Origin of the sequence: Mesorhizobium sp. CO1-1-11, assembly GCF_020164995.1 — a bacterium.
Taxonomy (GTDB): Bacteria; Pseudomonadota; Alphaproteobacteria; order Rhizobiales; family Rhizobiaceae; genus Mesorhizobium; species Mesorhizobium australicum.
The window spans coordinates 379,480-391,316 of the sequence record NZ_JAIUHE010000001.1 but is presented as its reverse complement, the minus strand read 5'-3'; the positions used below and the strand labels follow the sequence as shown (position 1 = coordinate 391,316).

General features: G+C 63.4%; 13 protein-coding genes. 5 read left to right on the top strand and 8 right to left on the bottom strand.

Annotation, left to right across the window (positions count from 1 at the left end; all coding sequences use genetic code 11):
* Positions 1-33 precede the first annotated feature (33 nt).
* Positions 34-321, bottom strand: coding sequence for a hypothetical protein (locus LB554_RS01885; RefSeq protein ID WP_015318835.1), 288 nt, complete (start codon positions 319-321; stop codon positions 34-36).
* A gap of 199 nt (positions 322-520) precedes the next feature.
* A complete protein-coding gene (glyS, locus tag LB554_RS01880; protein WP_224582900.1) occupies positions 521-2,752 on the bottom strand; it encodes a glycine--tRNA ligase subunit beta in 2,232 nt (743 codons plus the stop codon).
* Positions 2,753-2,947: 195 nt separating this feature from the next.
* Here glyS and LB554_RS01875 point away from each other — a divergent pair, with 195 nt between their 5' ends.
* Positions 2,948-3,124: a hypothetical protein gene (locus LB554_RS01875; protein ID WP_224582898.1), complete on the top strand. Its 177-nt coding sequence runs from the start codon at positions 2,948-2,950 to the stop codon at positions 3,122-3,124.
* Between the two features lie 3 nt (positions 3,125-3,127).
* Here the strand turns inward: LB554_RS01875 and LB554_RS01870 are convergent, their stop codons facing one another.
* The gene (locus LB554_RS01870; protein WP_140617319.1) at positions 3,128-4,072 is read right to left on the bottom strand and encodes a glycine--tRNA ligase subunit alpha; all 945 of its coding nucleotides are present in this window, start codon (positions 4,070-4,072) and stop codon (positions 3,128-3,130) included.
* A 196-nt stretch (positions 4,073-4,268) separates the two neighbouring features.
* Here LB554_RS01870 and LB554_RS01865 point away from each other — a divergent pair, with 196 nt between their 5' ends.
* Complete coding sequence (locus tag LB554_RS01865; protein WP_224582897.1) at positions 4,269-4,730, top strand: GNAT family N-acetyltransferase; 462 nt, start codon at positions 4,269-4,271, stop codon at positions 4,728-4,730.
* A gap of 74 nt (positions 4,731-4,804) precedes the next feature.
* Here the strand turns inward: LB554_RS01865 and LB554_RS01860 are convergent, their stop codons facing one another.
* The 5 genes from LB554_RS01860 to LB554_RS01840 form a co-directional block, all read right to left on the bottom strand.
* Positions 4,805-6,580 carry a tetratricopeptide repeat protein gene (locus LB554_RS01860; RefSeq protein WP_224582895.1) on the bottom strand — a complete coding sequence of 592 codons (1,776 nt, stop codon included), beginning with the start codon at positions 6,578-6,580 and terminating at the stop codon, positions 4,805-4,807.
* Positions 6,581-6,722: 142 nt separating this feature from the next.
* A complete protein-coding gene (locus LB554_RS01855; protein ID WP_140661437.1) occupies positions 6,723-7,172 on the bottom strand; it encodes a DUF1284 domain-containing protein in 450 nt (149 codons plus the stop codon).
* Positions 7,169-7,762, bottom strand: coding sequence for a biotin transporter BioY (locus tag LB554_RS01850; RefSeq protein ID WP_140661438.1), 594 nt, complete (start codon positions 7,760-7,762; stop codon positions 7,169-7,171). The genes LB554_RS01855 and LB554_RS01850 overlap by 4 nt, the downstream gene beginning before the upstream one ends.
* Positions 7,763-7,869: 107 nt before the next feature.
* Positions 7,870-8,538 carry a GntR family transcriptional regulator gene (locus LB554_RS01845; RefSeq protein ID WP_224582893.1) on the bottom strand — a complete coding sequence of 223 codons (669 nt, stop codon included), beginning with the start codon at positions 8,536-8,538 and terminating at the stop codon, positions 7,870-7,872.
* Positions 8,539-8,638: 100 nt separating this feature from the next.
* Positions 8,639-9,655: a polyprenyl synthetase family protein gene (locus LB554_RS01840; RefSeq protein WP_015318844.1), complete on the bottom strand. Its 1,017-nt coding sequence runs from the start codon at positions 9,653-9,655 to the stop codon at positions 8,639-8,641.
* Positions 9,656-9,843: 188 nt separating this feature from the next.
* On the opposite strand from LB554_RS01840, the gene LB554_RS01835 reads away from it, so the two are divergent.
* The 3 genes from LB554_RS01835 to LB554_RS01825 all read left to right on the top strand — a co-directional run bounded on the left by LB554_RS01835 (position 9,844) and on the right by LB554_RS01825 (position 11,809).
* Positions 9,844-10,068, top strand: coding sequence for a DUF2007 domain-containing protein (locus tag LB554_RS01835; RefSeq protein WP_015318845.1), 225 nt, complete (start codon positions 9,844-9,846; stop codon positions 10,066-10,068).
* A complete protein-coding gene (locus tag LB554_RS01830; RefSeq protein WP_015318846.1) occupies positions 10,068-10,868 on the top strand; it encodes a tRNA1(Val) (adenine(37)-N6)-methyltransferase in 801 nt (266 codons plus the stop codon). The genes LB554_RS01835 and LB554_RS01830 overlap by 1 nt, the downstream gene beginning before the upstream one ends.
* Before the next feature lie 77 nt (positions 10,869-10,945).
* A complete protein-coding gene (locus LB554_RS01825; protein WP_041163897.1) occupies positions 10,946-11,809 on the top strand; it encodes a S49 family peptidase in 864 nt (287 codons plus the stop codon).
* The last annotated feature ends 28 nt before the right edge of the window (positions 11,810-11,837 follow it).

The window sequence follows — 11,837 nt, the reverse complement described above, 5'->3', positions numbered from 1 at the left end:
CGCCCCCCCCTCGAGAACCTGTTAACTGAAAAATCAGGCTGCTTCTTCCTTGTCGTCGTCGTCTTCGGACTCGCCGTCTTCGGATTCTTCGGCGTCATCGCCTTCGGCCTTCACGGTGTCATCGGCGTCGTCTTCGTCAGACTCTTCGCCGTCTTCATCGTCGCCTTCCTCGTCATCGCCATCTCCGTCTTCGTCAGACAGATCAGCGGCTTCGACCGTGATCGCAGCGGCGTGATCGAGGGCGGTTTCGGAAGCGGATTCAAGCGGCTCGGCAGGAGCCGAGGTTTCTTCTGTCACTTCGATTTCGTGATCGGAATTCATGGAAGCCTCCGTTGGGGTGGGGAACACGCCCCTTTTGCCACGGAGAGATCATCGTCATATGACTGTAAGCCGGCTCGAAGGGCCGGCCGGAACATATTTTTCCAGGGGCCTGAGGCCCCTCTATCCCGGCGTGATCTCAGGACAAACGGAAACCGTTTGTCCTGAGAAAATCGGTGCCGACTTTTCGGAAAAGTGCTTCTCAACCAGCGATTTTCGAGAAATCCGCGACCTGACCGGTAGCCGTGCGAATGCGCGCGAGCAGCGCCAGTCGGTTGGCACGCACGGACAGGTCCTCATCATTCACGAGAACATGCTCAAAGAATGAATCAACGGGTTCACGCAACACGCTAAGCGCCAGCATGGCAGCCGAAAAGTCTTGGTTTTGAATCGCTTCGCCGGCTTGCTTCTCGGCCTGATTCACCGCGGCAAACAGCGACTTCTCCGCATCTTGCTGGAACAACGCCGGCTCGACGGTTTCGGCGACCGCCGTTTTCTTCTTCTCCTCGGCCGCCAGAATGTTGGCAGCACGCTTGGTACCGGCGAGCAGGTTCTTGCCGTCCTCGGTGTCGAGGAAAGAGCCGAGCGCCTCGACGCGGCGCACGATCTGCAGGAGGTCATCGGACTGTGGAGTAATGACCGCATCGATGAGGTCGTGGCGCGCGCCCTGGTCGCGAAGGTAGACTTTCAGGCGATCGTGGAAGAAGGCGAGGAGGTCTCGATCCACAGACTTCCCGTCGCCGACTTGCCCGCGCCCGTGCGCATGGTCGCCGCCTGACTCGGCCTGCTCCCTGGCGTGCCTTTCATCGATCTGGTCAACAGTGGTCTTTCGATGTTTGGCCATGGTGGAAAGAAGCGATAGCGGTGTTCCATTCTCCAGAGTCAGCCTCACCATCCCAAGCGCGGCTCTGCGCAATGCGTAGGGGTCCTTCGACCCAGTCGGCTTTTCATCGATGATCCAGAAACCAACCAGCGTATCAAGCTTGTCGGCGAGCGCCACGGCGACCGACACTGGATCGCTCGGCACATAATCGGACGGCCCTTGCGGCTTGTAGTGCTCCTCGATGGCCGCGGCCACGGATGGATGCTCGCCCTGCAGCAGCGCATATTTGCGGCCCATCGCCCCCTGCAATTCGGGAAACTCGCCGACCACTTCGGTGGTGAGATCGGCCTTGGCGAGAACCGCCGCACGGCCCGCGAGCGTGGGATCGGCGCCAACGACCGGCGCCAATTCCTCCGCCAATCGCTTGATGCGCTCCACCCGCTCGCCCTGCGTGCCGAGCTTGGCGTGAAAGGTCACGTTGAGATGGTCGAGCCGGGCCATGCGCTGGTCGAGCGGCTTTTTCAGATCGAGCCCGAACTTTTCGGCCGATGCCTGGAGTTGGTCAAGGTCCGGCAAATCGCCCTGGTCGGTGGTCCAGAAATAGAGCGCATCCGACAGGCGGGCGCGCACCACCTTGCCGTTGCCGTGCGCGATTTCCTTGCCGCCGTCACTGGCTTCGATGTTGGCGGTGAGAATGAAACGGTTGGAGAGCGCATCGCTTTCCCCCTGCGGCCGCGTCACAAAGCATTTCTGGTTGGCGCGGATGGTCAGGCGGATCACCTCCGCCGGAATGGCCAGGAAAGCCTCTTCGAACTCGCCCATCAGCACGACAGGCCACTCGACCAGCCCCGACACTTCTTCAAGCAGCCCCTCATCCTCGACCAGGTCGAGCCCGTTGGCGAAGGCGAGGTTGCGGGCGTCGGCGAGGATGATCTCCTTGCGACGGTCGGCGTCGAGCACGACCTTGCCCGCCTCCAGCTTGCCCACATAATCGTCGAAGCGGCGCACGGTGATTTCGCCGGGCGCGAGGAAACGGTGGCCGTAGGTGATGCTGCCCGAACGGATGCCGTCGATCTCGAAATCGACCACCACCGGCTCCTCGGTCTCGGGGCCGAAGGTGCACAGGATCGACTGCAGCGGGCGCACCCAGCGCAGCGAGCCCGGCTTGGCCGAGGCCGGTCCCCAGCGCATCGACTTCGGCCACGGAAAATTGCGGATGATGCCAGGCACGAGTCCAGCGATGATCTCTTCAGCCGCCCTGCCCGGCTTCGAAATATGGGCGACGTAGAAGTCGCCCTTCTTCGGGTCGGAATGGACATGCGCCTCGGCGATCGAAGACAGGCCGGCCTTGCGCAGGAAGCCCTGGACCGCCTGTTCTGGCGCCGATGTCGACGGCCCCTTGATATCCTCGTGAATGTCTTTCGAGCGTGCGGTGAGCCCGCGTATATCGAGCGTAAGGCGCCGGGGCGTCCAATACTCACGCGCCGCCTCATAGGTGAGACCCGCCTCGACCAGACCGTCGGTCAGCATCTTCTTCAAATCGCCCGCCGCCTTGCGCTGCATGCGGGCAGGAATTTCCTCGGAACGAAGTTCAAGAAGCAGGTCAGGCATCGGGGTCAGCTCATGCGGGTGAGTGGTCCGGGCGGGGCATAGCAACTCGGCTGGCCGCTGTCACCCTTTCCATAAATTTTGGCCACTCTGTCGGGACGAGCCGAACCCGCCCGTCCTTGGATCAAAGATTTCCATGAACCGAAAGCTGCGCTGAAGCGACCCACGCTCAGGCAGGGAACTATTGGCTGAACGACGATGAAAACGGCATCCAGACTTCTTCAAATCCTTGCGCTCAGCGCCTGCTTCACCGCGCAGGCCCACGGCGCCTTCTCGATGCCGGGCGTGCGGCAGGCGCTACGGACAATGGCTGGCCAGAGCGGCCAGATCCTGCCGCCGATCCATGCTTCCCTCGGAATGATCGAGGGCGCTTGAGGCTCAGGCCGCCAATCCACCGGCCTGCGTCTTCAAGAACGCCTCGCCGCAGGCCTTCGCCAGATTGCGCACCCGCAGAATGTAGCTCTGGCGCTCGGTGACAGAGATCACGCCACGCGCGTCCAGCAAATTGAAGACATGGCTGGCCTTGATGCACTGGTCATAGGCCGGGAAGACCATCTTGTGCATCGGCAGATTGTCGTTCGACGCCGGCGCGCCGGCCTCGAGCAGCGCCTTGCACTCGGCCTCGGCGTCCTCGAAATGCCTGAGCAGCATCGCCGTGTCGGCGTATTCGAAATTGTGGCGCGAATATTCCTGCTCGGCCTGCAGGAACACATCGCCATAGGTCACCTTGTCGGCGCCCTCGCGGCCGTTGAAGTTGAGGTCGTAGACATTGTCGACGCCCTGCACATACATGGCCAGGCGCTCCAGGCCGTAGGTGAGTTCCCCCGCCACCGGCGCGCATTCGATGCCGCAGACCTGCTGGAAATAGGTAAACTGCGACACCTCCATGCCGTCGCACCAGCATTCCCAGCCAAGCCCCCAGGCGCCCAAAGTCGGGCTTTCCCAATCGTCCTCGACGAAGCGTATGTCGTGTAGCAGAGGATCGACGCCGATCGCCGCAAGCGAGCCGAGGTAAAGCTCCTGCAGGTTCGGTGGATTGGGCTTCAGGATCACCTGGTACTGGTAATAGTGCTGCAGCCGGTTGGGATTCTCGCCATAGCGGCCGTCCTTGGGACGGCGCGAAGGCTGGACGTAGGCGGCGTTCCAGCCCCTGGGCCCTAGCGCGCGCAACGTCGTTGCCGGGTGAAAGGTGCCGGCGCCGACCTCCATGTCATAGGGCTGGAGGATGACGCAGCCATAAGCCGCCCAGTAATTGTGCAAAGTGAGGATCAGCCCCTGGAATGAGCGGCTGGGATGCATATGGGCTGGGATTTCAATCGTCACGGTGGCCTCGGCGACACGGGCTAGCTTGCGGCCACGTCCTAGAGACACGGCGGCGAAGCGTCAAGCAAGGCGCGCGCCCGCGACCTTTGCAGGACCGGTCGAAAGCTTCGCGAGCGGCTGGCCCATTGCCGGACGTGGCGACCTGCGCTCTCTTCGAAGCCCTGTATCACCCATGTCAACGACGACAGGTCAAGCCATGTCCAACCCCGTCACCATCCGCCCCGTCACGCGCCAGGATTTCGACCGATGGCTGCCGCTGTGGGACGGCTACAACGCTTTCTATGGCCGTTCGGGCGAGACGGCGCTGGCAAGCGACATCACGGCAATGACGTGGTCCCGCTTCTTCGACGCCTATGAGCGAGTGCATGCGCTGGTCGCGGAAAACGAAGGCGAGTTGCTTGGCCTCGTCCACTACCTGTTCCACCGCAGCACGACGGCAATCGCGCCGAACTGCTATCTGCAGGATCTTTTCACCAACGAAGCCTCGCGCGGCAAAGGCGTCGGCCGGGCGCTGATCGAAGGCGTCTACGAGCGCGCCCAGGTGGCCGGTTCCGGCCGAGTATACTGGCTGACGCATGAAACCAATCACGCGGCGATGAAGCTTTATGACAAGGTCGGCGAACGCTCTGGCTTCGTCGTCTATCGAAAGATGTTCTGAGCGCGTTCTGAGCAGACGGACATCAAAACGAAAACGGGGCTCCGAGAGCCCCGTTCGGATTCCAAAAAGGCGTCTCACCCCTTCGGGGCGGGAACCGGCTCCGGCTTGACCTTCGGGGTCTCCTGCGCCGTGTTGGACTCGATCGGCGGCAGGCCCTTCATCAGCTTCTGTTGCAAGGAGGCAAGCACGTCGGGATCCGGCTTCAGGTCGCGGGCCTGGTTCCATTGGAAGGTGGCTTCCAGCTTGCGGCCGACGCGCCAGTAGGCATCGCCGAGATGGTCGTTCAGAACCGGATCTTCCGGCTTCAGCGAGACCGCGCGTTCCATTTCGCGCACCGCGTCATCGAACCGGCCGAGGCGGAAATAAGCCCAACCCAGGGAATCGACGATGTAGCCGTCGCTCGGCTTGAGATCGACGGCCTTCTGGATCATCTCCAGGCCTTCCTTCAGATTGGTGTTCATGTCGACCCAGGAATAGCCGAGATAGTTCAGCACCTGCGGCTGGTCTGGCTGCAATTCCAGCGCCTTGCGGAAATTCGGCTCGGCCTTCGGCCATTCCTTCAGCCGTTCATAGGCGATGCCGCGCTGATAGAAGATGTTCCAGTTGGCGGCGGTCGGTGTCTTCAGCACCTCGACGGCCTTGTCGTAGAGATTGGCGGCGGAGCGGAAATCATCCTTCGAGGAGTAGACACCGCCGAGCGCCAGATAGGCGCGCATGTCGTTGGGATGAGCTTCGACGAAGGCCTTCAGATGCGTGATCGCCTCGTCATGGCGGTCGAGATCGGCAAGGTTGAGGCCAAGCTGCAGGTCCGAAATTGCCTTCAGCGGCGAAGAGTCGGGGATGCGCCGATAGAGCGCGATGGCGCCCTCGCCGTTCTTCAGCTGTTCGGCAACGGCGGCGAGCTGCACGAGGGCAGCGTCGCTGTCGGGCTTCAGGGCCAAGGCATATTGCAAATAGAGGCGCACGAATGGCTCGCCGCCGCCACGGTTGAGCGCGGTGGCAAGATCGAGCAGGATTTCGGAAGCACCGTCGGACGGACCGAACACGAAGGGCGCGATCTTGTCGCCCTTGCTGATCCTGTCGCGCAAGGCGACGATTTCCAGCTTGCCCGGCGAGAACGCCTCGGCCTGGTCGAGAACCGACATCGCCTTGGCCTTGTCGCCCTTACGGGCCAGGAACGAGGCATAGGCCTGCGCATTGCGCATCCAGGTTTCAGGCGCCGCACCGCCGGCGGTGGTGTCCTGCATCGTCGCGGCATAGATAGCCTCGGCCTTTTCAGGCATACCAGACGCATCGGCGATCAGGGCGCGGTGGAAGGATTTGAACAGGCCGAACCAGTCCGGCCCCTGCAGCTTGTCGATAGAAACCATCGCTTCGCTGGCCTGGCCGGCACCTTGCTCGGCCCAGCCGGACATGACGCCGGAGATCAGCCGATCGAGATCGGATTCCAGCGACAGCTTGAGCCAGTACTGTGCCTTGGTGAAATCCTTCTTGTGGAAGGTGTCGACCGCCAGCGCCAGGCGCGAGAAGCGCTCGACATCGGGCACTTCCTTGAGCTTGTCGGCATAGACCAGCGATTCGTCGAAGCGGCCTTGAGCGATCAGCGACAGCATCAGGCTCTGCTGCAGGGCTGTGTCACCAGGATTGAAGGCCAGGGCTTGCTTGTAATAGGCGATGGCGCTGTCGAGGTCGTTGTCGCCCTCGGCGATCCTGGCAGCCAGATAGGCGCCCGAGAATGACGAGATCTTGACCGGTTCGGTGGATTGCTTGGCATAGGCCGGCAATGCCGAAATCGCCATGCCCGTCACAATTGCCAGCCTTGTCAGCCAGCGCGCACGTCCTTGCTGCATCATATCCCTTTCAGCCAGGCGCCATCTCCGCGTCAGCGGATCGACCCAGACTCGATCTTTCCAGGCAAAGCATGGCCTTTTTGGGGTCGCGCTTCAATCCGCCTGAAATTCACAATCGGGTCACCCGATTAACAAACCATGGCTAAATGGGACGGTTTTGCGCGTCAACAGGCCGCCGCAGCCGCGTATCGCGATAGCCGCCGCTTGCCACCGCGCCGCACAGCCCGCTCCATTCGCAGCCGCCGCACGCCTTGCGCACGTGGCCGGTCGAAAACGCCTGCCGCAGCCTTGTCAGGATGGCGGCATCGAGATCGAGGCGGATGCCGTGCCGGATCGGCCGAGCCAGCAGCGCTTCCACGTCTTCCGCGGCCTGCCGGTCCCGCCCGGCCGCGCCGTCACGCAGGCAGTGCGGTTCCGGCTCGCCAAGCAACGGAGCGCAGATGTCGTCTGGTCCGGAAACGAGGAGGATGTCCTCGCCCCGGCTCAAGCGCTCCGCGATTCCGTCATAATTGGCGGTGAAAGCGGGGCTGTATCCCTTGCCCACATAGGTGAGCAGGCAAAGGAGATGGTGGGCGCGCAGCCTGACCGTCACGGCTTCGGCAAGTTCATCTTGCCGCGCGGGAGCGCCATCAGCGTCGCGGCGCCAAGCGCCGATTTCAGCAACCCGCCGACGATGAACGGCACGAAGCCGAAGGTGATGGCCTTCTCGGCGCCGATCATGACGGCAAGCCAGGCTGTGCCGAGAGCCAGGCAGGCAAGATTGCCGAGCAGCATGGCGGCGAAGGCAGGCAAAACCCTGTTGCCGTTCCAGCCGCGCTCGGCCAACCAACCGACCAGTGCGCCGGTGACAGGAAAGGCAAAGAGATAGCCACCCGTCGGGCCCACGAAATGCTGAATGCCGGCAGCGCCGCCGGCCAGGACTGGAAAGCCGACAGCACCTTCGACCAGCCATGCGGCGATCGTCACCGCGCCAAGCCGCCAGCCATAGAGCGCACCGATCAGCGTCACGGCGAAGGTCTGCATGGTCACCGGAACCGGCACCATCGGAACCTCGATGTAAGAGGACAGCGCCAGGAAGAGCGTGCCGAGCACGACGGCGCCGGCCTGCCAACCGAGCGATCGCTGCTGGAGACGCAGCGGGCTGAAGGACGGTCTGGCGGACGAGAATGCGAGGTTGGTCATAGGCTTCCCTTCGGTCGATCCGAAATTATAGATAATTTCTGTTTTCGATCTATTATCGAATCCACATTTCTGGAGCGATAGCAAGCCTGGGCTTGGGAAAAGATCGTTCAACCCACGATCGCGAAAGCTTCGCGCGTGGCGCCGGAGGCTGTCTTGACCGGCTTGCGGCCAATCCATTGGACATGCCGTCCCAATGTTGCCGCGGCCGATTCGGTGTTTCCCTGCCGCAAGGCGGTGAGGATCGCCCGGTGGTCCTGGTCGGTGCGCGTCTCCCACTCCGAGCGCCAAGCCGCGAACAGGAAGCGCGCGCTTGCCGCGTGCAGGTCGTCTATGGTGGCAAGCAGGCGGGGCATGCCGCAGGGCGTCAGGATCAGCCGGTGAAAGGCGCGATTGGCCTCCTCCCACGACCTGACGTCATGGGATTTGTCGCCGGCTTTTGTCGCCTCCTCGGCCTGGTCGAGAATGGCCGAGGTCAGATGCGGCGCGGCTTGGCGCAGTGCCAGCACTTCGAGTGCGGCCCGCATTTCGGCGACCTCCTTGACCTCGCCCAGATCGAAGGCCGCGACACGCACGCCACGACGCGGCTCACTGACGGCGAGGCCCTGCGCCTCGAGTCGGCGAAAGGCCTCGCGCACGGGAACGTGGCTGGTGTTGAATTCCTCGGCGACATGATCCTGCCGCAACCTCGCCCCCGGCTCGATCGCGCCGGAGATGATGCGATCCGCCAACGCCTTGCCAATGCGTACCGCTATGGTGTCGTCAGTGCCCTTAGCCATGTTTTATAGATAATTCGCGACTGGTCTGCCTGTCGAGACGGCAGGGCGAATTCACAGGCGTCTTTTCACTGACGGCCCCCGGCAGGAAGCCGTCAGGCGCTCAGTTCACGCGGCTGATGCAGAAGTCGATGACGTCGATCAGCGCCGATTTCTGCGGCGTCTCTTCCAGCGGCGCCAGCGCGTCGCGGGCGATCTCGCCGAAATGGCGGGCGCGCCCGATCGTGTCGGCAATGGCGCCGTGGCGGGTCATCAGGCCGATCGCCTTTTCCAGCCCGGCGTCGTCGGTGACATTGTCCTCGATGGCGCGCTTCCAGAAGGTGCGTTCGGCCTTGCTGCCGCGCCGGTAGGCGAGGATGACCGGCAAGGTCACCTTGCCCTCGCGGAAATCGTCACCGACATTCTTGCCCAGATCCTTGCTGGTGCCGCCATAGTCCAGCGCATCATCGATCAGCTGGAAGGCAAGGCCGAGATTCATGCCGTAGGAACGCAGCGCCGCACGGTCGTTGCGGGTCGCCTGGGCGATGACTGGGCCAACCTCGGCGGCGGCCGAAAACAGCGCGGCGGTCTTGGCCTTGATGACGGCGAAATGCTCGTCCTCGGTGGTTTCGAGGTTCTTGGCGGCGGCCAGCTGCATGACCTCGCCCTCGGCGATAATCGAGGCTGCGCTGGACAGGATGTCGAGCGCTTCGAGCGAGCCGACATCGACCATCATGCGGAAGGCCTGGCCGAGCAGGAAGTCGCCGACCAGCACGCTGGCCTGGTTGCCCCAGATCATGCGGGCGGTCTTCTTGCCGCGCCGCATGCCGCTTTCATCGACCACGTCGTCATGCAGAAGCGTGGCCGTATGCATGAATTCGACCGAAGTGGCGAGCTTGACGTGGCCCTCGCCGGCATAGCCGAACATCTGTGCCGCAGCCAGCGTCAGCATTGGCCTGAGCCGCTTGCCGCCGGACGAGATCAGGTGATTGGCGACCTCGGGGATCATCTCGACGTCGGAGCCGGCCTTGGACAGGATCAGCTCGTTGACACGTCCCATATCGGCAGCAGTCAGATCGATGAGATCCTTGATGGAGGCGGGCTCCCGCTTCCCGTTTTCGATGTTGAGAACGACACCCACGACAATCACTCCCGTCTTGGTATAACGCGTGCGACGGCACCCTTAGTCCCGACAAGACTCTAGGGCCGCTGGCACGGCCACGGCAAGTGGCGAATTGGCGCGGCGGCGGCGACAGCGTGTCAACGCCGGGAAATGCGGGAATGCGGCCGCACGTTTACATGCACGCCGCAACCTGCGAGTTTCTTGCGATGATAGAGCTCATCCGCACCAACGACGCCGTCATCATCTCCTTTGTCGAATCGCTGATGCGCGATGCCGGGATCGGCTGCTTCGTCGCCGACCAGAACATGAGCGTGCTCGACGGCTCGCTTGGTATCCTGCCGCGACGCGTCATGGTCGATGCCGACCAGGCCGACGCCGCGCGCCGCATCCTGACCGATGCCGGCATCGCCAACGAGATCCGGGGGAAATAATGTCGGCCGCGCCAGCCGCCCTTGTCCCGGATACGCCGGCCCACACGGTCGACGCGTTCCACCGCGGCCGGTTCTGGCTCGTGCAGCCCAAGCATGGCGGCCATCGCGCCGGGATGGATGCAATGATGCTGGCCGCATCCGTACCGTCCTCGTTTGGCGGACGGCTCGCCGATTTCGGGGCCGGCGCCGGTGCTGCCGGTCTTGCGGTGCTGTCGCGCTGTCCGGGTGCCCAGGCTGTGCTGGTCGAACGCGCGCCTGAGATGGCGGCCTTCGCGGCAGCCACGCTTGCCCATCCGGGCAACGCGCACCTCAGCGATCGCGCTGCCGTGCTCGTCGCCGATGTCACCGTGTCGGGCCGCGCCCGGGCCGCCACCGGCCTTGCCGACAATGATTTCGACTTCGTCATCATGAACCCGCCTTTCAACGCCGCACGGGACCGCGCCACTCCCGAGCCGCTAAGAAAGGAAGCGCATGTCATGGAGGACGGACTGTTCGAAAGCTGGATCCGCAGTGCGGCGGCGGTTGTCAGGCCGCGCGGCGGGCTTGCCGTCATCGCCCGGCCCGAACAGCTCGGCGCCATTCTCGACGCGATTTCAGGCCGCTTCGGCGAAGCCGAGATGCTCGCCGTGCACCCTCGCCCGGACGCGGCCGCAATCCGCATTATCGTGCGGGCAGCACTTGGGGCACGAGGAAAGCTCGCCATCCGTCCGCCCCTGATGCTTCACGCGCGATCGGGCAACGGCCCCGACGAGCGCAGCGAAATGATCACCAACGGGCTCGCCTCGCTGTTCGGAGACTGAGCTGTTGGCGGCCTACACATTGCCGTTGGCCGGGAAATCCCTACATGCCTGCAACCATCGCCGGAGACCACGCCATCGTGAAACGTCTTTTCAACCGCCTGCTGCCGAAGTCCTGGCGCTCCTCCGTCGTCACCGTTCCGGTCATCCGACTGCACGGCACCATCATGGCCGGCGGAGGCCAGTTCCGGCCGAGCCTGTCGCTTGCTTCCACCGCCGGACTGATCGAAAAGGCGTTTTCCTTCGAGGCGCCGGCGGTCGCGATCTCGATCAATTCGCCGGGCGGCTCGCCGGTGCAGTCACGGCTGATCTTCAAGCGCATCCGCGACCTTGCGGTCGAGAAGAATAAAAAGGTCCTGGTCTTCGTCGAGGATGTCGCGGCGTCCGGCGGCTACATGATCGCGGTCGCCGGCGACGAGATCTTCGCCGATCCCTCCTCCATCGTCGGCTCGATCGGCGTGGTGTCGGCCTCGTTCGGTTTCCCGGAACTGATGAAGAAGATCGGCATCGAGCGCCGTGTCCACACCGCCGGCCAGAACAAGGCGGTGCTCGATCCGTTCAAGCCCGAGAAGAAGGAAGACGTCGAGCGGCTCAAGGTGCTGCAGCTCGAAGTGCACGAGACCTTCATCGATCTGGTCAAGGAGCGCCGCGGTACGAAGCTGGCGGACGATCCGGACCTGTTCACCGGGCTGTTCTGGACCGGCAAGCGAGGCCTGGAGCTCGGCCTCGTCGATGCGCTGGGCGACATGCGCACGGTGCTGAAGACCCGCTTCGGGCCGAAGACCCAGCTCAGGCTGGTGGCGGCGCCGCGCGGTTTGTTCGGCCGCTTTGGCCTGTTCGGCTCGAGCAAGGGCTTTTCGGCGCCCGATATCGCGGCGGCTGCCGCCAGCGGCGTCATCAATGCGGCGGAAGAGCGCGCATCGTGGGCGCGCTTCGGGCTTTGAAAAAGCCATGAAAGCGTCTAGCATGGTT

Coding starts and splice junctions, on each gene's coding strand:
- LB554_RS01845 (WP_224582893.1), bottom strand. CDS start 8,538: ATGGCTAAGGGCACTGACGACACCATAGCGGTACGCATTGGCAAGGCG.
- LB554_RS01830 (WP_015318846.1), top strand. CDS start 10,068: ATGTCGGCCGCGCCAGCCGCCCTTGTCCCGGATACGCCGGCCCACACG.
- LB554_RS01885 (WP_015318835.1), bottom strand. CDS start 321: ATGAATTCCGATCACGAAATCGAAGTGACAGAAGAAACCTCGGCTCCT.
- glyS (WP_224582900.1), bottom strand. CDS start 2,752: ATGCCTGACCTGCTTCTTGAACTTCGTTCCGAGGAAATTCCTGCCCGC.
- LB554_RS01875 (WP_224582898.1), top strand. CDS start 2,948: ATGAAAACGGCATCCAGACTTCTTCAAATCCTTGCGCTCAGCGCCTGC.
- LB554_RS01850 (WP_140661438.1), bottom strand. CDS start 7,762: ATGACCAACCTCGCATTCTCGTCCGCCAGACCGTCCTTCAGCCCGCTG.
- LB554_RS01835 (WP_015318845.1), top strand. CDS start 9,844: ATGATAGAGCTCATCCGCACCAACGACGCCGTCATCATCTCCTTTGTC.
- LB554_RS01865 (WP_224582897.1), top strand. CDS start 4,269: ATGTCCAACCCCGTCACCATCCGCCCCGTCACGCGCCAGGATTTCGAC.
- LB554_RS01860 (WP_224582895.1), bottom strand. CDS start 6,580: ATGCAGCAAGGACGTGCGCGCTGGCTGACAAGGCTGGCAATTGTGACG.